This is a genomic window from Bradyrhizobium sp. (assembly GCF_035570375.1).
Lineage (GTDB): Bacteria > Pseudomonadota > Alphaproteobacteria > Rhizobiales > Xanthobacteraceae > Bradyrhizobium.
Window position 1 is genome coordinate 1 of the sequence record NZ_DATMLW010000030.1, and the last position, 25,418, is coordinate 25,418.

The following is a 25,418-nucleotide window of genomic DNA, read 5'->3' on the forward strand; positions in this document are numbered from 1 at the left end:
TATTTGGAAATCACGGCTGCTGCGTGGCGGTCTCGCCTACGCTGCGCGAGCACTTTCATTTCGAGTGAACAATTTTGAACAAGATGCGGACCAAATCCGACTCAGATTTGCGTGCAGCTCCCGGCTGACCTTTGGAATCAAGCGCAGGACCTTTGCTCCGCCGAGCTAATGCACAGGTAAGAGGTGCTGACCGATATCATGCGGGGGCCATTGAGGCCGGAAACCTGAAGAAACGGTGGAATGCGCCGCTACCTTTTTGGGAGGTAAAGGCAATGTCGATCAAGAGTACGCGTTTTATTTCCGGCTTTGCGACAGTGTTGGCGACCGTCGTCATCGCGACGCTTTCGCAAGCAGCCTCGGCGCAGAATCCAACCACAACGGCGCCTGCCGCCTCGCTCTCCCTTCCGCGACCCGATTTCCACTTCAAGGGCGAGGTCGGCCGCACCTACCAGGACTCCGATCCCGCCACCTTCCCGCAGATCGTGCGCCCGCCGAGAGGCGCGCCCAACATTGTTCTGATCCTGCTCGACGATGTCGGCTTCGGACAGTTCAGCGTGTTCGGTGGCGGCGTGCCGTCGCCGAACATGGAGAAGCTCGCAGCACAAGGCCTGCGCTACAACCGCTTCCACACCACCGCGCTCTGCTCGCCGACGCGCGCGGCCCTAATCACCGGCCGCAATCACCACATGAGCGGGAATGGCAGCATCACCGAAGCGGCAACGGGTTATGACGGTTACACCGGCATCATTCCGAAAAGTACCGGAACGATAGCCGAGATCCTGCGCCAGAATGGCTACGCCACGGCATGGATCGGCAAGAACCACAATACCCCCGTTTGGGAAACCAGCGAGATTGGTCCCTTCGACCGCTGGGCCAACGGACTTGGGTTTGACTATTTCTATGGCTTCAATGCAGGCGACACCAGCCAGTACGAGCCGATCCTTTACGAGAACCGCAACCGCGTGCAGCGGTCGAGCGATCCCAATTATCACCTCTCCACCGATATCGCCGACCATGCGATCGCCTGGATGCAGAAGGAAAAGGTTATCGACCCTGATCGGCCGTTTTTCCTCTACGTCGCGCCGGCCGCCACCCACTCCCCGCATCATGCACCGAAGGAGTGGATCGACAGGTTCAAGGGTCAGTTTGACATGGGTTGGGACCGATACCGCGAAGTGACATACGAGCGTCAGAAGCAGCTCGGCGTTATACCAGCGACGGCCAAGCTTACGCCGCGCCCCGCCGGCCTCCCGGCCTGGGACTCGCTCAACGCCGACCAAAAGCGCCTTTACGCCCGGATGATGGAAATCTTCGCCGGCTACGGCGCCCATGTCGAGAACGAGATGGGGCGCGTGCTCGAAGCCGTGGCAAAGCTACCGGACGCCGACAACACGCTGATCTTCTACATCATCGGCGACAACGGTTCCTCGGCGGAAGGCGGCCCGGAAGGCTCGACCAACGAGAACGCCTTTTTCAACAGCATCGTTGAGACATGGCAGGACAATCTCAGGGTTATCGACGAACTCGGCGGCCCGAAACACTTCAATCACTTTCCATCCGCCTGGGCCTGGGCAATGAACACACCCTTCCAGTGGACCAAGCAGGTCGCCTCCCACTTCGGCGGCACGCGCAATCCGATGATCGTATCCTGGCCGGCAAAGATCACCGACAAGGGCGGGCTCCGCAGCCAGTTTCACCACGTGATCGACATCATGCCGACGCTGCTCGAAGTGGCCGGGGTGCAGGCGCCAGACGTGCTCAACGGCATTCCGCAGAAGCCATTGGATGGTGCAAGCCTCGCCTACACCTTTTCAGACGCCAAGGCGGCCGACCGCCGCAAGTCGCAGATCTTCGAGATGGGCGTCAACCGCGGCATGTACCAGAACGGCTGGATGGCCTCGTCGCTCTCCTTCGTACCGTGGCAACCGGTCCGCACCGGCTTCGATATCGATAAGGCAAAGTGGGAGCTTTACAACATCGACGAGGATTTCTCGCAAGGAGACGACCTCGCCATGAAAAATCCGGAAAAATTGCGGGCCTTGCAAGACCTGTGGTGGGCGGAAGCGGCGCGCAACAACGTCCTGCCGCTCGACTGGCGCGGTCCCGAGCGTATGTCGGTCGAGCTGACCGGCAAGCCGAGCCTTGCCGCCGGCCGCAAGATTTTCGTTTACGAGACGCCGCTGGCGGCTTTGCCTGAAGCATCCTCTCCTGACCTGAAGAACAAGTCCTTCACCATCACCGCGGAGGCCGATATCCCGGCGGGCGGCGCGGACGGCATGATCTTCACCCAGGGCGGCTTCACCGGCGGCTGGGGTTTTTACATCCAGCAGGGAAAACTCGTAGGCCTGCACAGCCACGTCGCGCTCGAACGCTATCGCGTTGTCTCCACCGAACCGGTGCCGACCGGCAAGGTCACGCTGGCGATGGATTTCAAATATGATGGCGGCGGCGTGGCCAAGGGCGGCACGATTACTTTGTTTGCCAACGGAAAGAAGCTCGGCGAAGGCCGCGTCGAAAAGACGACACCGTTCAAATACTCGCTGTATGAGGGCCAGGACATCGGCGAGGACACCGGCTCGCCCGTCGACTTCAGCTACGCACCGCCATTCAAATTCGCGGGAAAGCTTGGAAGGGTAACCGTTGAACTGAAGTGACGCTGTCCACGCGTGCTCTCGATACCTGAAGGAAGGAAAACCATCGCAAGGAAGTAGGTCATGAAACCGAACTCAAACGTTGCCTCGGCCACAACGCCGAGTAACCGAAAAAAGTCCATCATGACGCCCGCAATCGTAACAAGGGCCGCGGCTGCGGCACTCTTGACGACCGTTATGTTTGCGACATGCGCGCAGGCTCAATCGCCGCTTTCGATCCCGAGACCCGACCCGGAGTTTAAGGGCAAGATCGGGGAAACGCTGGCGGATTCGACCCCGAGCTACCCACCGGCGCTCAAGGCCCCACAGGGCGCGCCAAACGTACTTGTCATCCTGCTCGACGACGTGGGCTTCGGGCATACAACCACGTTCGGCGGACCGGTCCCGACGCCGACCCTCGACCGGTTGGCCAAGAACGGGCTGATGTACAACACATTCCACACCACCGCGCTCTGCTCGCCGACGCGCGCCGCCTTGCTGACCGGCCGAAACCATCACTCGGTGGGCACAGGCGTCATCATCGAGCTTGGCACCGGATTTCCGGGTTACACAGGGGTCATTCCGCAGAGTGCAGCGATGGTGCCTGAAATCCTGCGGGCCAACGGCTACGCCACCGCGATGTTCGGCAAGGCGCACAACACGCCAGAGATGGAGATCAGCCCGGCCGGCCCGTTCAACCATTGGCCCACCGGCCAGGGGTTCGACTATTTCTATGGCTTCAACCAAGGCGAGACCAGCCAGTGGTATCCCGTGCTCTACCGCAACACCACATCGGTCCCGCAGCCGAGTTTGCCGGAGCAAGGCTATCATTTCATTCCGGACATGACGGACGAGACCATCGCGTGGATCGGAAACACAAGGGCAGCCGATAAATCCAAGCCTTGGTTTGTCTATTACTCATCGCCAGCAGCCCACGCCCCACACCACGCGCCCAGAGAATGGCGTGAAAGGTTCAGAGGCAAGTTCGATTACGGCTGGGACAAGCAGCGCGAGACTACGTTCGCAAGACAAAAGGTCCTCGGGGTTATCCCGGCGGACACGAAATTGACTCCGCGACCGAAGGAAATCCCCGCGTGGGACGACCAGTCCGCGGATGCCAAGCGCGTCTACACCCGATTGATGGAGAACTATGCCGCTTATCTGGCCTATGCCGACGATCAGATTGGCCGGATCATCGACGCGATCCAGAAGGCCGGAGAACTCGACAACACCCTCATTTTCTACATCGTCGGAGACAATGGACCGAGCGCCGAGGGTGGCCTGGAAGGAACGTTCAGCGAGGTGGCGAGCCTGGTCGGGTACAATCCCGGATTATCCGCCATCGTCAATCGGATCGACCAAATCGGCGATCCGGAGTCCGAACCCCACGTTCCCGTGGGTTGGGCGTGGGCGATGGCGTCGCCGCTGCAATGGACCAAACAGGTCGCCAGCCATTTCGGCGGCACGCGCAATCCGTTGGTGATCCACTGGCCCAATGGCATCAAGGCGAAGGGAGAACTGCGCCCCCAGTTCCACCACATCATCGACATCGTGCCGACGATCCTGGAAGCGACGCACGTCTCAGCGCCGAGCGTCGTCAACGGTTTCGCTCAAAAGCCGATAGAGGGCACGAGCATGATGTACTCGTTTGAGGACGCAAAGGCAAAAAGCAGAAGGACGACGCAATACTTCGAAATGTTCGTCAACCGCGCGATCTACAACGACGGCTGGATCGCATGCAGCCGCTTCGGTGTGCCGTGGACCACGCTTGGACGCGAAGGCAACTTCCTCGATGCGCCGTGGGAACTATACAACATCGAGAACGACTTCAGCGAGGCCGACGACCTCGCCGCCAAGAATCCGGAGAAGCTCAAACAACTACAGGCGCTCTTCGTGGAGGAGGCGAAGAAGTATGACGTCTTCCCGCTCGATCCACGCTTCGCCGAGCGAATCGATCCTCGGAATCGAACCGCAGGCGAGTTGCAGACAAGCTGGACTTACTACGGAAACAACGTTCGCTTGCCCGAGCAGATCGGCCCTGTGATTTATCCGAACTCGCACACGATCACCGCCGATCTGCTCGTCCCGGACAAGGGTGTCGAGGGAGTGATCGTAGCCGCTGGCGGCCTCAACGGCGGATGGAGCCTGTACGTCAAGGATGGGAAGCTCACCTATCACTACAGCCTCGCCGACTTCGAGCATAATACGGTGCAAGCGCAGGCCCCGCTTCGCAAAGGCAAGGTCGTCGTCAAGCTGGAGTATGCCTCCAAGGGGCTCAAGCCGGGCGGCACGCTCAACAATGGGGCGCCGATAAGGCTGTTTGTCAACGGAGCGCTGGCTGGGGAGGGCTCCGTCGGCTCGGCGATGGTCAGACAGGGCATCGAGCCCTTCGAGATCGGACGAGATTCCATCTCGCCGGTCAGCCCGGACTACAAATCGAAGGGAGCCTTCCCGTTCACGGGTACGATCGAAAAGATTCAGTTCGACGCGACGCCGCAACGGCAGTAGTCGCCCACTAGGAGAAGACGGGGCTGGAGTCACTATGAAATCGAAAGTGCTCCTTGCTATGCTGTGGATCGCTGCCGCCGGTCTCGGCACGCAAGCGCAAGCTCAGACGCCCTCGGCGGACGATATCAAGCGCCGCGCCATCGAACGGCGTGCGGTCGAGGCTGTCATCTGGGGCATGCCCGCGGTCAACACCGATCTGATGTATCAGGCAATGCTCAGGCTCGGCGGCAAGCCGAACCAGATCGTCTACTGGTCCGGTCTGCTCGACTGGCGAAACCAGACGCTGACACCCAACCCCGACGTCATCTACTTCGTGGCCTTCTTCAACACCAAAGACGGTCCGATTGTGATCGAGATTCCGCCGGCCGACGATGGCGTCATCAATGGCAGCATTATGGACCCCTGGCAGGCCGCATTGGAGGACGTCGGCCCGGCTGGCGCGGACAAGGGCTCGGGCGGCAAATATCTGATAACGCCGCCGGGCTATCAAGCAAACACGCCCGATGGCTATATCGTCCTGCCGTGCGGCAACTACCAGGGCTACGCCTTGCTCCGTTCGATTCTGAAGAGCGGCAGCGACGCCGACGTCAAGACAGCCGTCGCCTACGGCAAACGGATCAGGATTTATCCGCTGAGCCAGGCCGCCAATCCGCCCGAGACCGTATTCATCGACGCTATCGGCGCCGTCTACGATTCCACGATCCCCTACGACCTCCGCTTTTTCCAATCGCTCGATCGCTTCGTGCAGCGGGAGCCTTGGCTTACCCGCGACAAGGCCATGATCGATCAATTGAAGGGGCATCGAGAAGGGCAAACCGTTTAGTCCCGATGAAAGGATGAAGAACATTTTGAATGCGGCGGCAGCCGAAGCCCATGCGTGGCTCGATCTGAGATACGAAACTACCTTCACGCCCTACTACGACGGGCACCGATGGGCGATTCCACTCTCGCCCGAGCTTATCAAGGGTCTTCAGACTCAATTTGCCGATCCAGACAGTTATCCCGTCGACAGCCGCGGCGTCGCCTACACCATGGCGTTCTTCAGTCCGAAGCGGTCGGGCACCGGCCAGTTCTATCTGATGACGATCAAGGACAAGGACGGGCAGAGCTTTACTGGTGCTAACACCTATCGCCTGACCATCCCGGCGAATGCACCGGTCCGGCAATACTGGTCGGCGACGGTCTATGACCGCGCGACCCATGCCCTCATTCGCGAAATGCCCCGGTCGGGACGTTCATCGCAGAGTCCGGGGTTGCGAGCGAACGCGGACGGCTCGGTCGAGATCTGGTTCGGGCCGCGGGCTTCGGCCGGCAAGGAATCGAATTGGGTGCCGACCGATGCGAATGGGCAATTCGAGGTTCTGTTCCGCTTCTACGGACCAGAAAAATCGGTATTCGACAAAACGTGGGCGCTGCCGGACATCGAACGGATTGCGGCCCGGTGAGCGAGGAGAAAGATGCGATGAGCCCGAATCGTCGAGAAACGATATCGTTGTTGGCGAGCGCAGCCCCTGCTGCCCTTGGAGCACTTTCTATCGCCGGCATGACAAACCCCAGCCAAGCTCAGGAAGTGAAATCGACCGGGCCGGACTCATTGCAAAAGATCGAGACGCGCATCGGCACGCTCGACTTCACCCACGACTTCGCCAACGGCTATCCGAGCGACGCGGCGATCGAGAAGCTTTACGACGAGCGCGATTTTCAACGCGGCTGCCAGGCCTATCTCTGGTCTCTTCCGGCGGTCTCGTTTACGTCGTGGCAGCGCGGCATTACGAAAGGACTCGGCGCCAGGAACGGACAGATCGTCGCCATCCTGTCGCTTGAGGCGAGGCGCGGCATCCTGACCGCCAATGCCACGACGCCGTACTATCTCGGGTTCGCCGATCTCTCCGCCGGGCCGTTGGTCATGGTGATCCCGCCGCGTGGCGTGCAAGGTGGGATCAGTGACGCCTGGCAACGAACTATTCCGGGCACCGAATCCCCGGGCACGTACCTCCTGCTGGCTCCCGGGCAGAAGGTGCCCGACAACGTCGCCGGCTATACCGTACGCCAGTCCCCGACCTTCAACATTTTTCTCGGTGCGCGACTGACCGATGCAGATCGCGAGCAAGCGAAGGAGGCACTGGCGCAATTGCAGATGTATCCCTACGCGCAACGCGACAATGCGCCGAAGACGGAGATTCTCGACGTCGGCACAAAGGCATGGAGTGGCCTGCCGCCGCGCGGAATGGAGTATTGGGAGCGGCTCGATGACGTGATCCAGCGCGAACCGGTCGAGCCGCACGATATCTTTTTCCATGCGATGTTGCGGCCGCTCGGCCTGGAAAAGGGCAAGCCATTCAAGCCGGATGCACGGCAAACGAAAATTCTGACCGACGCCGCGTTGATTGGAGAGGCCATGGCAAAAGCCAACTCCGCGGATCGGCGTTTCGCGGGCGGCAGGTATCGGTCCGATGCGCACTGGGACTTCGCGCTGCAACTGGACGCCGACGATCCCGACACATTTTGGAATTTGCTCGACGAGCGCGCCTCCTGGTTCTACGAGGCCGTGGGTGCGGGCGCGGCGATGGCGCCTAAGCGGCCCGGACCTTCATCGGCTTATCTCAGCGCCTACAAGGACAGGGCCGGGCAGTGGTTGGATGGCGGCAGGTCGTATCGCCTGCGCGTTCCGCCCAATCCGCCGATCAAGCTGTTCTGGTCGGTTACGGTCTATGATGTCGGTACGCGTGCACTGATCCTGAACGAGCAGAAAACCGCCGACCGCTCGTCACGCATGGACCTGCGCAAGAACGAGGACGGTTCGGTGGATATCTGTTGCGGGCCCACGGCGCCAGCCGGCTTCGAGAAGAACTGGATTCCAACCGTTCCCGGCAAAAACTGGTTTGCGTATTTCCGGTTCTACCAGCCGACCGAAGCCTACTTCGATCGGTCCTGGCCGTTGCCGGATTTCGAACAGGTGTAATTGGAGAGTGAGATGCCGCGGAATACTTCGTGTGACCGCATCCTCAATCGCCGCAGTATCTTGCTCGGCATTACGACGTTTGCCTTAGCATCCGTGGTTGGCGCCAGCGCGCAGGCCCAGACGCCGCCGGCCCAGAAGCCAAGCATCCTGTTCATCCTCGTCGACAACCTCGGCTACGGCGAATTGGGCATCTACGGTGGCGGCGCGACGCGCGGTGCGCCGACGCCGCGCATCGACAAACTTGCAACCGAGGGCCTGCGCCTCACCAACATGAACATGGAGGCGCAGTGCACCCCGAGCCGGTCCGCCATCCTGACCGGGCGCTATGCGATCCGCTCGGGCACCCATTCAGTGCCGTTTGGCGGTGTCGCGGACGGTCTGACACAGTGGGAAGTAACGATGGCCGAGTCGCTGTCGGCCGCCGGTTACGCGACGGCGCTCAACGGAAAATGGCATCTCGGCAGCCAGAATGGCCGCTTGCCGAACGACCAGGGTTTTGACGAGTGGTACGGCATTCCGCGCACCACGGATGAGGCGTTGTGGCCCGGCTCGCCTGGTTATTCGCCAAGCATCATGCCGCCGGAACAGATCATGGAGGGCCGCAAGGGCGAAGCGAGCCGCGACGTCAAGGTGTACGACCTCGAGCAGCGCCGCCTGATCGACGCCGAGATCACCCGGCGTTCAATCGCGTTCATGGAACGCCAGTCGCAGGCACGGAGACCCTTCTTCGCCTATGCGACCCTTACGCAGCCGCACTTGCCGACGTTGCCGAATCCGGCATTTGCGGGAAAGACCGGAAACGGCGACTGGGCCGACATGCTGGCCGAGATGGATCACAACGTCGGCCAGATGCTGGATGCCGTGGACCGGCTCGGTATCCGCGACAACACCGTCGTGATCTTTGCGAGCGACAACGGGCCGGAATTCATCAAGCCGTGGGACGGTTGGGCGGGGCCGTGGCGCGGCCAGTACTTCACAGCATGGGAAGGCGGCATCCGCGTTCCCTTCATGATCCGCTGGCCGGGCAAGGTGCCGGCCGGTCGCGTGAGCGACGAGATTGTTCACGCCGTCGATCTTTTCCCGACACTGGCTGGTATCACCGGCGCGGCGGTGCCGAAGGATCGCCCCATCGATGGTGTCGATCAGTCGGATTTCTTCCTCGGCAGAACCGATAAATCGGCGCGTGAGGGAATCCTGATCTGGTGCGCGGATCGCCTTCAGGCTGTGAAATGGAAAAATTTCAAGGTGCATTTCTACCAACAGGAGACGATGGTCTCGCCGCCGATCAAGCTCGCGATACCGCTGCTGTTCAATCTCTATACCAACCCGCGCGAGGATCAGGACAAGGTGATTACCGATAGCTGGGTGTTCGGTCCTGTGCTGAAGATGGTGGGTGAATTCGAGGCCAGCGTGAAGAAGTATCCGTTGATCGCCATGGGCACGCCGGACCCGTACACGCCGCCGCACTGACGCGTTTCCAGAGCATGATGGGTTCTGATTGAATCGGAACCGAAGCTCTAGCCCCTTGTTTGACGCGTTTTCCTTAGGCGAACCAGTTCGCACTTTCGCTCCGCTATTCCAGCGGCTCGACCTTCACGATCGAGGCGCCGTGGTTGCTGCCGACCCAGAAGGTGACCGGCGTCGTGGAATTGTCGACGAATACACGCCTGATGTTGGTGCTGCGCGGCAGGAGATAATTGATCGCCTCGCCGGTTGCAGGATTGAGTCTGGTGACTCGATCGGTCAACATCGAGCCGGTCCAGGCTTCGCCGTTCTTGTCGGTGGTGACGTCGTAAGGCGCCGACCATTTCGGTTCGACCAGCCATTCCCGGAACTGCCCGGTCCTGGTGTCGAACATGCCGATGCGGTCGGCGCGATATTCACCGAACCACAGCCGGTCCTGTGCGTCCATGCTGCCGCGTCGCGGCGCCGAATTGGCCGTCGGCGTTTCGTAAAGCCTGATCTCTCCGGTTTTGGCGTCGATCCGCCCGATATGACGCTGGCGGAAATCGGTGAAATAGACATTGTTTTTCGAATCCGGAACGACGTCATAGACATTGTGCGGTCCGCTCACGCCCTTGAACGGCAGGAACGTTTCGATTCTCCCCGTGGCGATATCGAGCCGATGAACCCCGGCAAAGCCGTTGTTCTGCGCCCATACCTTGCCGTCGACGTGCGAACTTTGCGGGCTGGCCATGTTGATCTGGGCCGCGTCGCTGTTCTCTTCACCCTGCAGCGGCCAGAACCTGAATGTTACGGTCCTTGGATCAAATCTGGCGATCGTGGCCTGATACATGTTGCCGAACCACAGATTGCCTTCGCCGTCGGCGCGCAGGCCAAGCAACCCGGTCGGGAAGCCCGGCTTGTGCTCCGGAATCGCGAATTCGATGACGTCACCGGTTTTTGGATCCAGCCGGCCGAGATTCTGCTCGCCGAACGAGGAGAACCAGACCATGCCGCGGCCGTCGACAATGACGTCGTGCGGCTCGATCGTCTCGCGCGGCAGATCGTATTCGGTATAGATCACTCGCGTCGCCGCCCCGGTCGGGCGCGGCAGGGTTTTGAATTCGAAATTCCAGCTCGGGCGGGAAGAGAGATTGACGCTGGCGAGGTATTCGGCCGCGCCTCGATAGACCTGCACACGCTGATCGCCGCGTTCTTCCATCAGACGCTCGGCATGGCGCAATTGCGGGTGCGCCGGGATGCTCTGGTTCACATAGCCCTGCATGCGCGGCAGAACGATGGTCAGGAATTCCTCGGCGCTGTATTTCGAATTAAGCGGGCGTGCCAGCGTGTGGCAGCCGACGCAATTGAGCATTTGTCCCTTCTCGGCATCGCTGCCCGGCATGCTTGCGAGCCACTCGGCGTTGGTCAGTTGCGAGGCGATATCTTTTGCCGGGCGCAATGCGAGGCCGGCCATCGTTGCCTTGTCCGACGCGACCATGACCCGATCGGGACCATCGAGATCGTAGCCAATCGCCCGGATGCGCAGGGAATACTGGCCCGGCTCGAGCCGGCCTGCCGGGAAACTGTAGCTGCCATCCTTGCCGCTCACGACCGTGACGGTGATGCTGGAGTCGCTCTTCCGGGCGCTGACCAGGACGCCCTCGAGCGCCTCCTGCCCGACGGTGACTTTGCCGGCGAGCACAACCGATCCCTGCGCCGCCGACGGGGCAGTGCTCCCAAGCCACGTGGCCATGACGAGACAACTTGCGCTCGCAACAACACAAAGGCGCGGCATGAACGGCTCTCCCTGATTTTGCCTATTGTTATTTGCGGCGGAGTGTAGAGGGCAGGACTGCGGAAAACCAGTGTCCCGGCTTTGACATTCGGATCACATCGCGGCGGTTGGCTTACGAATTTCAGAATCAAAGGAACACCAGAAAATATGGATTCTGGTGCGGTTTTGGTTCTTTTGACGTTCACCTCGAGGACTCGCGGTAATGCGGAAGCAATGTCACGACCACCGCACTAGGTGATCGGCCGATCCCTATGGTACGTTTTCGCAATCACGCCTTGGCTGGCTTGAAAAAACAGGGAAGGAACAGATGAGCATCGACCAAGCGGGGGATAACCGTGCCAACATGCCCGGCGTTCTCGCCGCATTCTTCAGCAACCCAACCGTGGACTCAGCCTGGGCACCCTATGGATTGGCGCTTTTGCGCGTCGCGATCGGGATCGACTGGATTGCCCATGCATTCCTGAAGATCTATCGCGGCATGCACACGCATGAAGCGCTGCTGGCGAAAAACGGCATCCCTCCCCTGCTCGCCTGGCCGACTTTCAGCGTCGAGGTGATCGGCGGCATCGCCATCCTGCTTGGCTGGTACACCAGGCAATGGGCGGCGTTCTTGCTGATTTTCTTGGGGGTTGTCGTCTGGATCAAATGGCCGGTCGGCTGGGGCTACTCGAACCCGGGCGGCGGCTGGGAATATCCGTTGTTCTGGCTGTGCGCGCAGGCCGCCCTCGTTCTCGCCGGCAGCGGCGCCTTCGCGCTGGTATCTCGGAAATCCCTAAGGATTTCCTTGCGGGATTTGCCGCGAGCGCGTTCCACTCATACCTGGTAGCCCACAGTCGCGCCCGTCTTCCGATAGCGGAGCCGATATGCCCCTTGACCCCCTGGCAAGGCGCTTTTCTTGCCATGATGGCCGCCGAAGCGCCGCGCGATCGATCGCGGCCGAGCGCTGAAGCCCGCCGCCAGGCGTTCGCCAAACTGATGCAGTTTGCCCGCGCCGACGTAACGGCCGTGAGCGGAATCGACGGCGCATTGCCGGGTCCGGCGGGCGCCATTCGTTACCGCCTCTATGCGCCCGCGGATGCCACGGGCGAACCCTTGCCTGGCTTCATCTTTTTCCATGGCGGCGGCATGGTTGCCGGCAGTATCGAGACCCATGACCTTATTGCCGCGGCGCTGGCGCAGACGACGGGCTGCCGGCTTGTCTCTATAGACTACCGCCTGGCGCCCGAGCACAAGTTCCCGGCCGCGATCGAGGACGCGATGGCGGCGACTCGATGGATCTCGGGCGAGGCCGCCTCGCTCGGCATCGATGCGGCGCGGCTTGTGGTTGGCGGGGATTCCACCGGCGCCACGCTTGCCGCCGTGGTCTGCCAGGAATGCTTGCGGAACGCCGGACCTGCAATATCGGCGCAATGCCTGATCTGCCCGGTACTCGATTTCGAGGATGAATCACCATCCCGCCAGGAATTCGCTGAGGAGCATTTGCCCGACCGCATCACGTTGCAGGCCGACCTCGAAGACTATCTGCAGGGAGATGCAGACCTCGCCGATCCGCAAATCTCGCCGTTGCGCGCCACAAGGTTTGCAGGCCTTCCGCCGGCCATCATACATACGGCCGAATTCGATCCGATGCGCGACGAAGGCAATGCCTATGCCGCCAAGCTGATTGCGGCGGGCGTTGCGGTCGATCACGTCTGCCACGAAGGCATGATTCACAATTTCCATGCAATCGGCGCCCTCCTTCTGCAAGGAAGATTGGCCCTTCACCAGATCGGCGAGCAGGTCAGGCGCGCGCTCGGCGACTGACCGGCATGGATAGCTCCCGGAGAAGACCCTTCTTCCGCAACTGGCTCTGCTTTCTTGCCGGCAACGCTCGGGTGGCGCTCCCGCGCCTCAAACTCGTCAAGCCCTGATCACGCGCCCGAAAGTTCCGCGCGCGGCGGCCTAGCCGGGAATGAACATCAGCACGGCGGCAAGACCCATGATCGCCGCCCCGATCCAGCCGAGGGCCAAGATCGGCCGACTTGCCGTGAATGCTCCCATCACGGACTTGCTGGAGGCAAGCAGAATGATCACGACCAGCAGCGGCACCGCCACGATGCCGTTGATCACGGCGCTCCAGAACAGCATCTTCATCGGACCGATCGGCGAATACTGGATGAAAAGGCCGGCCAGCACGCTGACCGCGATCACGGCATAGAATCCGCGCGCCGCGCCGGCCTTTCGTTCAAGGCCCGATTGCCAGCCCATCGCTTCGGCCACCGCATAGGCGGCAGAGCCGGCGAGCACCGGCACACCGATCAGGCCGACGCCGATTATTCCGATGGCAAAAAGGAGAAACGCAAAATCGCCGGCCACCGGCCGCAGCGCGCCCGCCGCCTGGGCCGCGGTCTGGATATCGGTGACCCCCGATACATGGAGCGTGACGGCCGTCGCAAGGATGATGAAATACGCCGTGACATCGGAATAAAGCATTCCGCTCCAGGTGTCCCACTTGATACGCCGGAGTTCCGCCGGCGCGGCAGCGGCGTTTCGCAGCAGGGCACCGGCGCGCTTGGCGTGCATGTCTTCCACTTCTTCCGACGCCTGCCAGAAGAAGAGATATGGACTGATCGTCGTGCCGAAGACACCAACAACCACCGCCGCGGTGTCGAAATCGAGCTTCAGCCTCGGCCACACCGTCCTCAACGCCACCTCGCTCCAGGGTACGTGCACGGTGAACAGGACGGCGGCATAGGCGAGAAGCGAAAGCGTCAACCACTTCAGCAGGAATACATATTTGTGATACGGCACGAAAATCTGAAGCAGCAGCGTCAAGACCACGAAGAAAGCGGTCATCGCGTGCCGGTCGAGGCCGCTGACGAGTTCGGCGACCTCTCCCATCGCCGAAACGTCGGCTGCAATATTCAGCGTGTTGGCCAACAGCAACAGAAGCACCACGGCCTTGAGCACGATCGGATGAAACGCCGCCTTGATGTTGGCCGCGAGCCCCTTGCCGGTGACCCGCCCGATTTGCGCACACAGGGACTGGATCGCGGACATCAGCGGGTAGGCCAATGGCATGGTCCAGAGCATGTCGAGGCCGAATTGGGCCCCCGCCTGGGAGTAGGTCGCAATGCCGCTGGGATCGTCATCGGCGGCGCCGGTGATGAGGCCCGGACCGATCTTTGCCAGAGGATGTTTCTTGACGCGGCGCCAGAGGTCCGCAAGCGACCTCGCGCGAAAGGACTTCTTGTGCTGCTTAGACGGCTGCACGGCGCCTCATCTCGCATCTCCTTACTATAGACATGTATCTTCGCGGACTGGCCCGGTTACCGTCCATCCGCTTCCTCAGGATTCGATAACGCATTCACATGTATTTTGGTTCTAGCAATCATGACAACAGGACTGGCGCCGATCTTTTCCGCGATCATGATCGTCGGGAATGTTGGGCCCGTCTCACCCCCAATAATTTCCTGTTTCAGCGCCCGATGAATTTCGGCGGGCGCTTCGCGTTGAACGCCTCAACTCCTTCCCTGAAATCTTCCGACTGGCGCAGCCGGCTGTAGCAGTGGCCTTCGAGTTCGATCGCGATCGCAAGCGTTGAATCTTCGGTATCGTTCAAAAGCTTTTTCGCCGTCCGCTGGGCGAGCGGCGCAAAGGTGCGAAGCTCGTCCACGAGCCTGTCGGTCGCATTCTCGAGTTCGCCATCGGCCACGCATTCGGTGACGATGCCCCAGTCGAACGCCTGTCTTGCGGTGATCCGCTTCGAGCGCATCACAATGTCCTTGGTGCGGGTGATTCCGATCATCTTCTGCAGCCGTGCGGAGCCGCCCGAACCGGGAATCTGGCCGAGCTTTTGTTCCGGCAGCGCATAAAGCGTGGTCTCGGACGCAATCCGGAAATCGCAGGCAAGCGAGAACTCAAAACCGACCCCGAAACAATAACCGCGGTTGGCGACGATCACCGGCTTCGAACAGCGCGTCGGAGATGCAATGTTCCAGGCAAGCTGGGAGACCTTCTCGGGCGTTGCTTCCATGAAGCCGCCGATATTGCCCCCGCTGGAAAAGTGCTCGCCGATCGAGCGCACCACGATGACGCGCACGCGCCCATCTTCATCGAGCGCCTCGAACACCAGCCGCAATTGATCGCGCTGCGGCATTGAGACGACATTGAGAGGTGGCCGGTTGAGAATGATGTCGGCGCGCTCGCGCGCCACGTCGATTTCGACCTGAAAGCCGTCGAGCCCGGTAAGCCGCGAATCCGCAAAAGCGTAAGGAGATGGCATGGTTATTCCCTTTCTGTGTCAGGCGGCGCTTGAGGGCGGCGCGCGTTCAAGCTGGTAATCGCCCGCCACAAGCATTCGGCGCAGCAATTTTCCGACCGGGGATTTCGGCAAGGAATCCACGAAGATGAAGCGACGAGGCCGCTTGAAATTGGCTAATCCCGATGTCCGGCAGAACTGCTCGAGTTCCTGCTCGCCCACCGGCCCCTTGCGCTTGACAAAGGCAGCGACGATTTTTCCCCATTTCTCGTCGGGCAGACCAACGACCGCGACCTCAAGCACGGAAGGATGCAGCGAAAGGCAACTTTCGATCTCGACCGGCGAGACGTTCTCGCCGCCGGTAATGATCATGTCATCGACGCGGCCGGTCACGAACAGGTCGCCATCGCGATCGACGTATCCAGTGTCGCCGGTGAAATACCAGCCCTCCCGAAGCGCCCTGGCGTCCGCGTCCGGCCGGCGCCAATAACCTTCGAATGACTCATCGCCAGCAAGCAAGGCAATGATCTCGCCCTCCTCGTCTGGACTTGCGAGATCCGACGCCGAGCTGGCGTTCAGCTTCACCACCCGGATTTCCTGGTTGATCCCGGCCTTGCCGGCGGAGCCCGGCTTCGCAGGCGCGTTCTGATCGATGGTGAAGGTGTAGATCTCCGAGCTGCCGTAGTGATTGACGAATAGGTCCGGCTGAAACGCCGCATCGAGTTTCTTCAGCAGTCCGTCCGTCATCGGCGCACCGGCAAATCCCAGCTTTCGCACACTCGAAACGTCGGTCGAGGCAAATTCGCTCGCATGGACCAGTTCGTGGTAGAGCGTCGGTACCAGGTAGAGATTGCTGATCTTTTCAGCCGCGATCAGCGCGAGCGCCTTTTTCGTATCGTAGCGCGGCAGGCAAACGAAAGTGCCGCCAACGATCGACATCGCGATCAGCGAGCGGACACCCATGGTATGGTAAAGCGGCATCACACCGAGGGTGCGTTCGCCTCGCCGATAGAGATTTTGCGCGACATGGGCGATTGCGGCGGCGCGCTCGGCACGATGACGTCGCGGCACGCCCTTCGGCCGCGACGTGGTTCCTGATGTATAGAGCATGATCGACCAGGCTTCGGCGCTGACGCGCGGCGCCACGTCCGTCGCCGACCCCGCCACCAGTTGCTCGAAGGAGAATTCACCGGATCGCTCATCGCCCACGCAAATTCGCGGCAAGGACGCCGCGTGCCTTGACTCTTTGACGGCTTCCGCCGACACGTCCTGATACACGACCGCGCAGGCTTCGGAATTCGCGATGCAGAAGTCGAGTTCATCGTCGTTGGCGCGCCAGTTGATCGGCGTGATCACGATACCGGCGAGCTGACAGGCCCAGTGCAGTGTCGCGGCCGGCTCGCAATTCTGCAGCACCGTGACGATATGATCGCCCGGCTTCAGGCCGATCCGATCGAAGGAGGCGATGAGCGACGAGATACGCCTGTACCATTGCGCGTAGGTCAGGCGAAGACCGTCATCAACGATTGCAAGCACGTCGGGATCACGCGCCACGCTCGCAACGAAGCTCGTTCCAAGATCAAGCATCGGATTTCTCCCTGCTCAACGCATCCCTCGTTTCGGCAGCCGCTTCGAGCGCCGCGCGCACGATCGGCGTGTAACCCGTACAGCGGCACAGGTGCCCGGTCAGCAGATTGCGGATGGCTTGTTCGTCGGCATGCGGATATTTCCGCAGGAATCCATCGAGCGACATCAAAATGCCGGCCGTGCAAAACCCGCACTGGAGCGCGTGATTGCGCTTGAATGCCGCCTGCAGAATCCCGTGACGGTCTGCCGTTGGCGCAAGGCTTTCAACCGTTCGCACGTTGCTGCCATCTACCTGCATCGCGAGCGTGAGGCAGGCTCGCGCCGGATTGCCGTCAATATCGACGGTGCATGCGCCGCAGACGCCGTGCTCGCATCCGACATGGGTGCCGGTCATGCCGATCTGATGGCGCAAAAAATCCGTCAACAGCATGCGGGGCTCGGCTTCGCCGGCACATGGCTTGCCGTTGAGATTGAAGCGAACGGCGTGCCGCCGGTTTGCCTGCCATCGGCTCATTGAAGTACCTCCCGCACCAGATCGCGGCCGATCATCCGCACGAGGTCGCGCCGGTATCTCGCCGTGGCATGAATGTCGTCGCGCGCGTCTAGATCATAGGCAAAGGCATTCAGGGCATCGTCGAGCGCGCTTGCTTCGAGCCGCGGCAAATTTAGCGCCACCGGCATGTCGGCGACGCCGCCGACGGCGAGGCGAACGCCGTCATCTTTCGCTACCGCGGCGCAGGCCACGATGGCGAAATCGCCGTGACGGCGCGCGACCTCGCGAAACGCGCAGCGCTTTTGGTCCGCGGCAAACGACACCGCTTCGATCAGTTCGTCATCGGCACGGTTCGTCGCCATCATCCCGGTGAAAAAATCCCTTGCTGCAACGCGCCGCCGGCGCCGGGCGCTGCGCAAGTGCACTTCCCCGTCGAGCGCGCACAAGACCAGCGGCAATTCGGCACTCGGATCGGCATGCGCGATCGAGCCGCACACCGTGCCCCTGCTCCTGGTCTGAACATGGCCGGTCCAGGGGAGAGCCAGAGCGGCGAGGGACAAACTCTCGTCGAGCCCGGGCCAATCCAGCAATGCGGCCTGGCGCACCGCCGCCCCGATCGTCATCGTGCCAGCCTTGCGTTCGATCCGCGCGAGCTCGGAAACACGCATGATGTCGATCAGCGTTTTCGGCTTTGCCAGGCGCATGTTGAGCATGGGCATCAAGGACTGCCCGCCGGCGATGATGCGCGCGTCGCTTCCTTCATTCGCCAGCACCTCGAGCGCTTCGTCGAGATGTTCGGCGCGGACGTAATCGAAGACAGCCGGCTTCATCGGCGTCCTCCGAACCAACGACGCAACCTAACGACAAGGGAAGCCTTGGTCTGATCTGAAGCGCCGCCGCCTGCCTGGCGCGCCAGGCTTGCAAAAAATTGCCCGATGATGACACGCGCGGCGCCATCGAGGAGCCGGCCTCCGATGCTTGCGACCCTGCCGCCGATGGCTGCCTCGTACTCATAGCGGATCACGCTGCCGCCGTTCTCGATTGCGCCAAGGGTGATGCGTCCCTCGCCGCTGCCGAACCCGAGCGCGCCATCGGCCGATCCGGCGAGCGTCACCGCATGCGGCGGATCGAGATCGGAAAGTTTTACATCCGCACGATATCGTCCCTTGACCGGGCCGATGCCGAGCGTGACGTCGGCGCGGAAATGGGTGTCCGAGATTTTTTGAGCGGCGTGACAACCCGGGATCACCGCCTTCAGCGTCGCGGGGTCGAGCAGCATGTTCCAGACCTGCTCGGCCGGCGCGTCAACAATCGCCTCGCCTTGACCGCGCAGACCTCGAGAGCGCTTTTGATCTCTGTCTGCAGCCCGGCTCGCGGGCGGCGCAGGTTCGGCACCGCGCACGAGTTGCGCGAGTTTCGCCGGCACCAGCGGCAATTCGAGGTCCTTTGCGCCAAGCGCATCGGCGACGGCGTTTGCGATACAGACCGGCGTCGACATGCAATTGCCTTCGCCAACGCCCTTTGCGCCGAGCGGCGTGAAGGGCGAAGGCGTCTGCATGTGGACGATGACGGGGTCAGGCACCTCCGCCGTGGTCGGCAGCAGGTAGTCGGCAAATGTTCCGGTCAGAAAACTGCCGTCGCGGTCATAGGCATATTCCTCGTAAAGCGCGGCGCCGAGGGCTTGCGCAAAGCCGCCGCGGATTTGCCCGTCGACCATGGCGGGATGCAAGATGGTTCCGCAGTCGTGCGAAGTGACGTAGCGGTCGATCCGCGTCTGCAGGGTCGCGCGGTCGACCTCGACGCCGCAAAAATCGAAGATGAAGCCGTGGCAGAGCGAGGAGTTGATGTGATCCTCTTCGTCCGGGGCGGTCAGTTCCGGCGGGGTCCAAAACACCGTCTCCCGGATGGTCTGCCCAATGCCGTCTGGCAGTGCAGCCGGCGACCAGTGGCTCAATCCGGCCACGCGGGAAAATGAAAGTCTGTTGTCGGGGTTGCGCTTCGATCCAACTTGTCCGCCGGCGAACGCAATGTCCTCGATCTCGGTGTTCAACTGGCTGGCGGCGACCCGCGCCAGGCGCTCCGCGATGCGCTCGGCGGCAAGCCTCGCAGTGCCCGCGACCGCCGGCGCAAACCGACTGGCATAGTTGCCAGAGGCGATCGACCAGGCGTCCTTGGCGGTATCTATTTCGGTATTGACCCTGATATCGGCGGGCTTGAGGCCAAGCACATCTGCCACGACCTGCGAAAGAACGGTGCGGTGGCCCTGCCCCTGCGGCACCGAGGCGACGTGAATCATGACGCTGCCGACCGGATCGATCGCGATCGTCGCGGTCGCCTGCGCGCCGTTCTTGGGGCCGGCCTTGCGGCGCTCGGCGGGCGTGAGCACGGTCGTGATGTAACCCATGTTGGAAACGCTGGGCTCGACCACGGCGGTGTAGCCGATGCCATAAAGTTTTCCCTGCGCGCGTGCCGCGTCGCGCCGGGATTTGAGCTCGGCTAGCCGGCCTTCGGCAGCTCCGCGGCGGATCGCTTCCTGGTAATTTCCGGAATCGAGTAATGCGCCGCTCGCAGTCCGGTATGGAAAGGCGTCTGCGGGAACGAGATTGCGCGTGATGACGTCGAGCGGATCAAGGCCAAGTTCGACCGAAATGCGCTGAACCAGCCGCTCCAGCGCAAAATATACCTGCGGGCCACCAAATCCACGATTCAATCCCGTCGGCGTCTTGTTGGTGACGACGACGCGGTTGCGGACCTTGAGATGGTGGATGTCGTAGGCGCCGTTCAGGTTGCCGTGCATCCGGTAGAGCGTCGCCGGCTCCGGCGCGCGCAGATGCGCGCCGCAATCCTCGACCTGGTCCCAGTCGAGCGCGAGGATGCGGCCATCATGATCGACCGCCGCGGCAAGCGTGATGGCCCGGTTCGTGGCGGAAACCGATGCGGTCAGATGTTCGAGCCGATCCTCGATCCATTTCACCGGTCGACCTGCGGCCCGCGCCGCCGCCGCGACCAGAACGATATAGGGAAAAACGCCTTGCTTGACGCCAAAACTGCCACCGGAATCCGGTGGCGTGCGCAGCCGCAGCCGGTTGCCCGGAACCTTCAGCGCCCGCGACAGCACCGCATGGATGCTGAACGGCCCCTGAAAATTGGCCAGCACGTCGTAAGCGTCTTCGCCCGGCTCATACTCGGCGACCACGCCATAGGTTTCGATCGGCGTGCAGGAGTTGCGCGGATAGCGAACGTCGATGCTGATGCGATGCGGCGCGCTCGCAAACGCCTGCTCCGGCTCGCCGTAGCGAAAGGTCCGGTCGCTGGCGACATTGCCCGGGAAGCCGTCGTGCAGGACGGGCGCGCCAGGCGCCAACGCGTGAACCGGATCGACTACGGCTGGCTTCACCTCGTAGCCCACATCGATGAGATCGACGGCGTCTTCGGCGAGGTAGCGATCGCTTGCAACGACAATGGCAACGGGCTCCCCGACATAGCGCACGCGCCCAATCGCGATCGGCCAGCACTCGACCGGCGCCTTGACCCCGACCACGAGGCTGGACGTCAGCGCCTTGACGTCTTCGCCCACAAGGATCGCGACCACGCCCGGCGCCTGCTTCGCCGATGACAGATCGATCGACGCGATATCGGCGTGAGCATGCGGCGAACGCAGGAACGCAGCGTGGAGGGTGCCGGGACGAATGCCGAGGTCGTCGATGAAGCGCCCGTTTCCGGTCAAAAGTGCCGAATCTTCGACGCGAGGGATCGACCGCCCGACCCAAGGCGATCCGGTCTTGCGATTGGTCGTGGCTTGGCCGGCGGCTTCTGCCATCCAAAAGTTCTCCCAGCGCAGTCGACCCGCGTCGAGGAAAAGCTATTCGGCGGCAATCGTATTCCGCAATGTCAGCCGGTCTCGAAACTTACCATCCCGTCTCATTGTTGAGCGAGTGCGCCGCAGCATCAGCTCGCAAGACGGGAAACGTTGCGGAACTCGCGCGGACTGACACCCGTGTGGTTGCGGAAGAAGCGGGTGAAATGCGCGGGCTCGGCAAAGCCGAGCCGGCTGCCGATGTCGCAGAGGTTGGAGGTTTGATTCAGCACGGCGTCGACCGCCTTCTCCATGCGTACGACGTTGAGAAAGACTTTTGGCGGCACGCCGATCGAAGCTTCGAACAATCGGAAAAAATGCGCTCGCGAGAGGCCCGCTTCCCGGGCAAAGACTTCAAGTGCGGCCCCTGGTCCGGCATGCGTTCGCATCGATGCCGCCACTTTCCGGATGCGCCAGTCGGCAGAGCGCGCGTTCAATTCCCTGATCGAGCGCGGAAAGCTTCGCCATGGCGTGAATCGCTCGATTACCGAAATCATCAAATCCGACAGCATCGCTTCATGGGCGGTTCGCGCCTCGGGGTGGGCCATCATGTCGGCGGCGAGATTCATCGCCAGCGTGCGGATGCGCGGCGAAATAGCGCCGGAAGGTTCACTGAAGAAACCGGGTGCGCCGCTTGCGGCCCAGCCCGGCCGAAATGCCACCAACCATTCCGGCTCTATGTAAAGTGCGAGGATGACGGTACGCGGCCGTTCGAGATGGTGGACATATGAATGCGGCTGCCAGCCGTTGACCAGAACCGCTGTGTCGTTGGTGAGCGGACAGACCGTGTCGCCGACGACGAACTGCGTATCGGCGCCCTCGACCTTCAACAGCACATGGCAATGCGGATGGGCATGACGCACCAGCGACCAGTCCATGTCGAGAAGCGCGACCCGGCCAAAGGCTCCATGGGCAATTCGTAGCGCTGTCGACATCCTTAAAATTCTCCGTGGCAGCGACGCCCGTCTGGTTCTAGCCCGCGATAATTCGCGTAAAAGCGGCTTTCGGATCGTCCTCGAGCACAGAAGCGAGATCGACGTTTTCGATGCCCTTGACGTGAATGCGCTTGAATTCCATCGGCTCGGTCGCAAGCGGCTTGGTCGCGTCGATTCCCATTTTCGTGCTGATGCCGTCATCCGACGATGGATCAAGTTTCGAGCCTTGCGCGCCCGAGACGATGACGAGGTCGCGATCGGCCTGAAAGCGGGTCGCAACCGCCCATTCGATTTCGCTTTCATCGTCGATATCGACATCCATGTCGACCACGACGACCTGCTTGATGTCGTAATGGCCGCCGAACGCGCCCACGATGATATTCTTCGGCTCACCCTGGCTCGTCTTCTCGATCTTGACGGCGAGGTGATAGCGGCACGTTCCGCCGCGGGTGAGGCGTACGTCGCGCACCGAGGGGAAGCTGCGCTGCAGATGGTCCAAAAGCGTTGCCTCGCGGGGAATGCCGCCAAGCAAAAGATGCTCTGTTCCGCCGCCGACGATGGTATGGAAAATTGGATTCTTGCGATGCGTGATCGCATCGACCTGGATCACTTCACGATTGGCGCGCGGCCCGTAATATTGCGGAAACTCGCCGAACGGCCCCTCGGGCTCGCGAACCTTGGGCAGAATGCGGCCCTCGATGACGATTTCGGCGTGCGCAGGCACGCGTACCCGATTGGTAAGGCATTTCGCCATTTCCACCGGCCGGCGGAGCAGCGCGCCGGCGATCTCCATTTCGTCCTGGTCGAGCGCAGCGATCGCTTGCGAAGCCAGAATGCAGGCAGGATGCACGCCGATCACAAGCGCAATCTCGAGTGCTTCGCCACTTTCTTCGGCCATTTTGAAATAGTGCAGCGTGTGCCGGGGCAACAGCAGCACGCCGATGCGGTCGGGACCGCTGACCTGACAGCGGTGGATCGAGACGTTCTGAATCCCACTCTTCGGATTGCGCGCGATCAGAAGCGCTGCGGTGATGTAAGGCCCGCTGTCGTGTTCGTTGTGTTTGGGGATCGGCAATTGGGCGAGCAGATCGATCTTCCGGTGAACGACTTCCTGCACCGGCGCGGCCATCACCTCGACCCACGGCAACGGGTGACGAACAGCGTGCTGAAATCGCGAGAGCAGTTCGGCGGTGGGAACCTGAAGCGAATCGGCGATCCAGTCGCGGTTCGCAAACAGGTTCGCCACGACGGGAATCGAATGCTGACCGGGTGCGGGAAACAGCACGGCGCGATCGTTTTCCAGTTTCTTGGCGACCGCCGCCAGCTCGTCGATCAGCGAGATGCCCTTGCGGGCGACCGCAAGCCGATCTGTGGCGGCCAGCCATTGCAACCAACCACGCAAATCCGGATGGCTGTTCTGACCGCCCGTGTCCGTATTGGCACGTCTTGCTTCCATCGCCTGCTCCGTCGCGCCGGGATTGTTTCGCGATGCGGCTTGGCGGCGCTGATCAGCCGGGATCGGCCATCACACGCCGATATTGGTTCGGCGAAGTTCCCGTAACCAGCGCGGAGGATAACCTGAATTGCCGATGACCGGTATGCGGAATTTCAACCTGACGTTCCCGAAAGGTCCATGATTTCGTTCTTTGTGCTCAATCGGCGGCATGATGAGTTAACCACAATCGGCGGGCAGGAAGTAAAAAAATGGCGGCCGGTGCAATCGGAACTCAACGGCACTTTGAGTTTGTGCTATTGCGATCGAAGCCTCCAACGTCTGTTTGGTCAGAAACTGGCTATTCCGATGAACTCGCATCCGCGCCGATTGATTGTCGGAATGACCGGCGCATCCGGAGCTATCTATGGCGTCCGGCTGTTGCGGTTATTGCAGGCAACCGACGTCGAGGCGCATCTGGTGATGAGCCGCTCGGCGAAGATCACGCTGACCCAGGAGACGGATCTTGGCGTCGCGGATGTTTCAGCGTTGGCCGATGTCGTGCACCAGGTCGACAACGTCGGCGCGTCGATATCCTCCGGTTCGTTCAGGACCATGGGCATGGTGATCGCACCCTGTTCGATGCGAAGCCTCGCCGAGATCGCTTCAAGCGTCACTTCGTCCTTGCTCACCCGTGCCGCTGATGTCGTGCTCAAGGAACGGCGGCGTCTTGTCCTGATCGTTCGCGAAGCCCCGCTCCACCTTGGTCACCTCCGTTCCATGACCGCGGCCACTGAAATCGGCGCGATCATCTATCCGCCCGTGCCAGCATTCTATGCCCGCCCCGAAAGCCTGGAACAGATGGTTGACCATACGCTCGGACGGGTGCTCGACCTGTTCGACATCGAGACGGGGGCGGTCAGTCGCTGGAGCGGATTGCATTCGATCAAGAACGGCGATTCATGAGGCCGTCGCGGTCCGAACTGGAAGCGGACAGCTGGGCCTTCGCCGTCGACATCTACGCCAGGCCAGGGGTCGCCGACGCCTGTTTGAACCTGCAAAACGAGGCCGGCGTCGACGTCATGATGCTGCTCGTGATCGCTTTCACCGCCGTCAAGCTTCGCCTTCTGCTGACGCCTGCCGAAATCCGCGAGCTGGATGAAGCTTGCCGTCACTGGCGCGAGCAGATCGTCTGGCCACTCCGTGCGATCCGTTCGGGATTGAAGTCCGGTCCCTTGCCGGCGCCAAATAGAGAGACCGAGCAATTCCGCTCAAAGATCAAGACGGTCGAGCTCGCGGCCGAGCGGTTGCAGAACCAGCTGCTGGTGGAGCGCCTGCCGCAGAGACCGCCCAAGGCCCACGTCGTGACGGCGGAAGAAGTTCATACCGTCCTCGGCTGCGTCGTTACGCTCTTTGTCGACAAGCGCGCAAGCAAGCCGAATGCCGATCTTTTTCCGCCGATCGACAAAATCGTCGACGCCGCGATGCAAGCGGCACGCTGAGCCCACCCGAATGGGAGGGTTGCGATGAACTC

18 protein-coding genes and 1 pseudogene are annotated in these 25,418 nt (G+C 61.6%); 10 read left to right on the forward strand and 9 right to left on the reverse strand.

The window, feature by feature from the left end:
- Positions 1–272: 272 nt before the first annotated feature.
- The 6 genes from VNX23_RS03630 to VNX23_RS03655 all read left to right on the forward strand — a co-directional run bounded on the left by VNX23_RS03630 (position 273) and on the right by VNX23_RS03655 (position 9,570).
- The gene (locus VNX23_RS03630; RefSeq protein WP_325627813.1) at positions 273–2,654 is read left to right on the forward strand and encodes an arylsulfatase; all 2,382 of its coding nucleotides are present in this window, start codon (positions 273–275) and stop codon (positions 2,652–2,654) included.
- 120 nt (positions 2,655–2,774) lie between these two features.
- The gene (locus VNX23_RS03635) at positions 2,775–5,138 is read left to right on the forward strand and encodes an arylsulfatase (protein ID WP_325627814.1); all 2,364 of its coding nucleotides are present in this window, start codon (positions 2,775–2,777) and stop codon (positions 5,136–5,138) included.
- Between the two features lie 34 nt (positions 5,139–5,172).
- The gene (locus VNX23_RS03640; protein WP_325627815.1) at positions 5,173–5,961 is read left to right on the forward strand and encodes a DUF1254 domain-containing protein; all 789 of its coding nucleotides are present in this window, start codon (positions 5,173–5,175) and stop codon (positions 5,959–5,961) included.
- A gap of 13 nt (positions 5,962–5,974) precedes the next feature.
- On the forward strand, positions 5,975–6,583 hold the full coding sequence (locus tag VNX23_RS03645; RefSeq protein WP_325627816.1) for a DUF1214 domain-containing protein: 609 nt from the start codon (positions 5,975–5,977) through the stop codon (positions 6,581–6,583).
- Between the two features lie 98 nt (positions 6,584–6,681).
- Complete coding sequence (locus VNX23_RS03650; protein WP_325627817.1) at positions 6,682–8,100, forward strand: DUF1254 domain-containing protein; 1,419 nt, start codon at positions 6,682–6,684, stop codon at positions 8,098–8,100.
- A gap of 12 nt (positions 8,101–8,112) precedes the next feature.
- Positions 8,113–9,570, forward strand: coding sequence for an arylsulfatase (locus VNX23_RS03655; protein ID WP_325627818.1), 1,458 nt, complete (start codon positions 8,113–8,115; stop codon positions 9,568–9,570).
- 103 nt (positions 9,571–9,673) lie between these two features.
- On the opposite strand, the gene VNX23_RS03660 is transcribed toward VNX23_RS03655, so the two are convergent.
- On the reverse strand, positions 9,674–11,299 hold the full coding sequence (locus VNX23_RS03660) for a virginiamycin B lyase family protein (RefSeq protein WP_325627819.1): 1,626 nt from the start codon (positions 11,297–11,299) through the stop codon (positions 9,674–9,676).
- Positions 11,300–11,648: 349 nt separating this feature from the next.
- Here VNX23_RS03660 and VNX23_RS03665 point away from each other — a divergent pair, with 349 nt between their 5' ends.
- On the forward strand, positions 11,649–12,167 hold the full coding sequence (locus VNX23_RS03665) for a DoxX family protein (RefSeq protein WP_325627820.1): 519 nt from the start codon (positions 11,649–11,651) through the stop codon (positions 12,165–12,167).
- A 37-nt stretch (positions 12,168–12,204) separates the two neighbouring features.
- A pseudogene (locus VNX23_RS03670) lies at positions 12,205–13,144 on the forward strand (alpha/beta hydrolase).
- Positions 13,145–13,282: 138 nt separating this feature from the next.
- Here VNX23_RS03670 and VNX23_RS03675 read toward each other — a convergent pair.
- The 8 genes from VNX23_RS03675 to VNX23_RS03710 form a co-directional block, all read right to left on the reverse strand.
- Positions 13,283–14,593: a divalent metal cation transporter gene (locus tag VNX23_RS03675; RefSeq protein WP_325627821.1), complete on the reverse strand. Its 1,311-nt coding sequence runs from the start codon at positions 14,591–14,593 to the stop codon at positions 13,283–13,285.
- Positions 14,594–14,798: 205 nt separating this feature from the next.
- The gene (locus VNX23_RS03680; RefSeq protein ID WP_325627822.1) at positions 14,799–15,605 is read right to left on the reverse strand and encodes an enoyl-CoA hydratase/isomerase family protein; all 807 of its coding nucleotides are present in this window, start codon (positions 15,603–15,605) and stop codon (positions 14,799–14,801) included.
- Between the two features lie 18 nt (positions 15,606–15,623).
- Positions 15,624–17,168, reverse strand: coding sequence for an AMP-binding protein (locus VNX23_RS03685; protein ID WP_325627823.1), 1,545 nt, complete (start codon positions 17,166–17,168; stop codon positions 15,624–15,626).
- A complete protein-coding gene (locus VNX23_RS03690) occupies positions 17,161–17,682 on the reverse strand; it encodes a (2Fe-2S)-binding protein (RefSeq protein ID WP_325627824.1) in 522 nt (173 codons plus the stop codon). Before VNX23_RS03690 ends, VNX23_RS03685 begins: the two co-directional genes overlap by 8 nt.
- The gene (locus tag VNX23_RS03695; RefSeq protein ID WP_325627825.1) at positions 17,679–18,491 is read right to left on the reverse strand and encodes an FAD binding domain-containing protein; all 813 of its coding nucleotides are present in this window, start codon (positions 18,489–18,491) and stop codon (positions 17,679–17,681) included. The genes VNX23_RS03690 and VNX23_RS03695 overlap by 4 nt, the downstream gene beginning before the upstream one ends.
- On the reverse strand, positions 18,488–21,481 hold the full coding sequence (locus tag VNX23_RS03700) for a xanthine dehydrogenase family protein molybdopterin-binding subunit (protein WP_325627826.1): 2,994 nt from the start codon (positions 21,479–21,481) through the stop codon (positions 18,488–18,490). Before VNX23_RS03700 ends, VNX23_RS03695 begins: the two co-directional genes overlap by 4 nt.
- Positions 21,482–21,609: 128 nt before the next feature.
- On the reverse strand, positions 21,610–22,452 hold the full coding sequence (locus tag VNX23_RS03705) for an AraC family transcriptional regulator (protein WP_325627827.1): 843 nt from the start codon (positions 22,450–22,452) through the stop codon (positions 21,610–21,612).
- A 37-nt stretch (positions 22,453–22,489) separates the two neighbouring features.
- Entirely contained in the window at positions 22,490–23,908 is a 1,419-nt protein-coding gene (locus tag VNX23_RS03710; RefSeq protein WP_325627828.1) for a UbiD family decarboxylase, read from the reverse strand.
- A gap of 345 nt (positions 23,909–24,253) precedes the next feature.
- Between VNX23_RS03710 and VNX23_RS03715 the strand changes: the two genes are divergently transcribed.
- Positions 24,254–24,850 carry a UbiX family flavin prenyltransferase gene (locus VNX23_RS03715; RefSeq protein WP_325627829.1) on the forward strand — a complete coding sequence of 199 codons (597 nt, stop codon included), beginning with the start codon at positions 24,254–24,256 and terminating at the stop codon, positions 24,848–24,850.
- Entirely contained in the window at positions 24,847–25,386 is a 540-nt protein-coding gene (locus tag VNX23_RS03720; protein WP_325627830.1) for a TIGR02444 family protein, read from the forward strand. Before VNX23_RS03715 ends, VNX23_RS03720 begins: the two co-directional genes overlap by 4 nt.
- The last annotated feature ends 32 nt before the right edge of the window (positions 25,387–25,418 follow it).

Bases quoted from the DNA above. Each gene is read 5' to 3' on its own strand.
- VNX23_RS03630 (WP_325627813.1), top strand. From the start codon at position 273: ATGTCGATCAAGAGTACGCGTTTTATTTCCGGCTTTGCGACAGTGTTG.
- VNX23_RS03635 (WP_325627814.1), top strand. From the start codon at position 2,775: ATGACGCCCGCAATCGTAACAAGGGCCGCGGCTGCGGCACTCTTGACG.
- VNX23_RS03640 (WP_325627815.1), top strand. From the start codon at position 5,173: ATGAAATCGAAAGTGCTCCTTGCTATGCTGTGGATCGCTGCCGCCGGT.
- VNX23_RS03645 (WP_325627816.1), top strand. From the start codon at position 5,975: ATGAAGAACATTTTGAATGCGGCGGCAGCCGAAGCCCATGCGTGGCTC.
- VNX23_RS03650 (WP_325627817.1), top strand. From the start codon at position 6,682: ATGACAAACCCCAGCCAAGCTCAGGAAGTGAAATCGACCGGGCCGGAC.
- VNX23_RS03655 (WP_325627818.1), top strand. From the start codon at position 8,113: ATGCCGCGGAATACTTCGTGTGACCGCATCCTCAATCGCCGCAGTATC.
- VNX23_RS03660 (WP_325627819.1), bottom strand. From the start codon at position 11,299: ATGGCCACGTGGCTTGGGAGCACTGCCCCGTCGGCGGCGCAGGGATCG.
- VNX23_RS03665 (WP_325627820.1), top strand. From the start codon at position 11,649: ATGAGCATCGACCAAGCGGGGGATAACCGTGCCAACATGCCCGGCGTT.
- VNX23_RS03680 (WP_325627822.1), bottom strand. From the start codon at position 15,605: ATGCCATCTCCTTACGCTTTTGCGGATTCGCGGCTTACCGGGCTCGAC.
- VNX23_RS03685 (WP_325627823.1), bottom strand. From the start codon at position 17,168: ATGCTTGATCTTGGAACGAGCTTCGTTGCGAGCGTGGCGCGTGATCCC.
- VNX23_RS03690 (WP_325627824.1), bottom strand. From the start codon at position 17,682: ATGAGCCGATGGCAGGCAAACCGGCGGCACGCCGTTCGCTTCAATCTC.
- VNX23_RS03695 (WP_325627825.1), bottom strand. From the start codon at position 18,491: ATGAAGCCGGCTGTCTTCGATTACGTCCGCGCCGAACATCTCGACGAA.
- VNX23_RS03700 (WP_325627826.1), bottom strand. From the start codon at position 21,481: ATGGCAGAAGCCGCCGGCCAAGCCACGACCAATCGCAAGACCGGATCG.
- VNX23_RS03705 (WP_325627827.1), bottom strand. From the start codon at position 22,452: ATGTCGACAGCGCTACGAATTGCCCATGGAGCCTTTGGCCGGGTCGCG.
- VNX23_RS03710 (WP_325627828.1), bottom strand. From the start codon at position 23,908: ATGGAAGCAAGACGTGCCAATACGGACACGGGCGGTCAGAACAGCCAT.
- VNX23_RS03715 (WP_325627829.1), top strand. From the start codon at position 24,254: ATGAACTCGCATCCGCGCCGATTGATTGTCGGAATGACCGGCGCATCC.
- VNX23_RS03720 (WP_325627830.1), top strand. From the start codon at position 24,847: ATGAGGCCGTCGCGGTCCGAACTGGAAGCGGACAGCTGGGCCTTCGCC.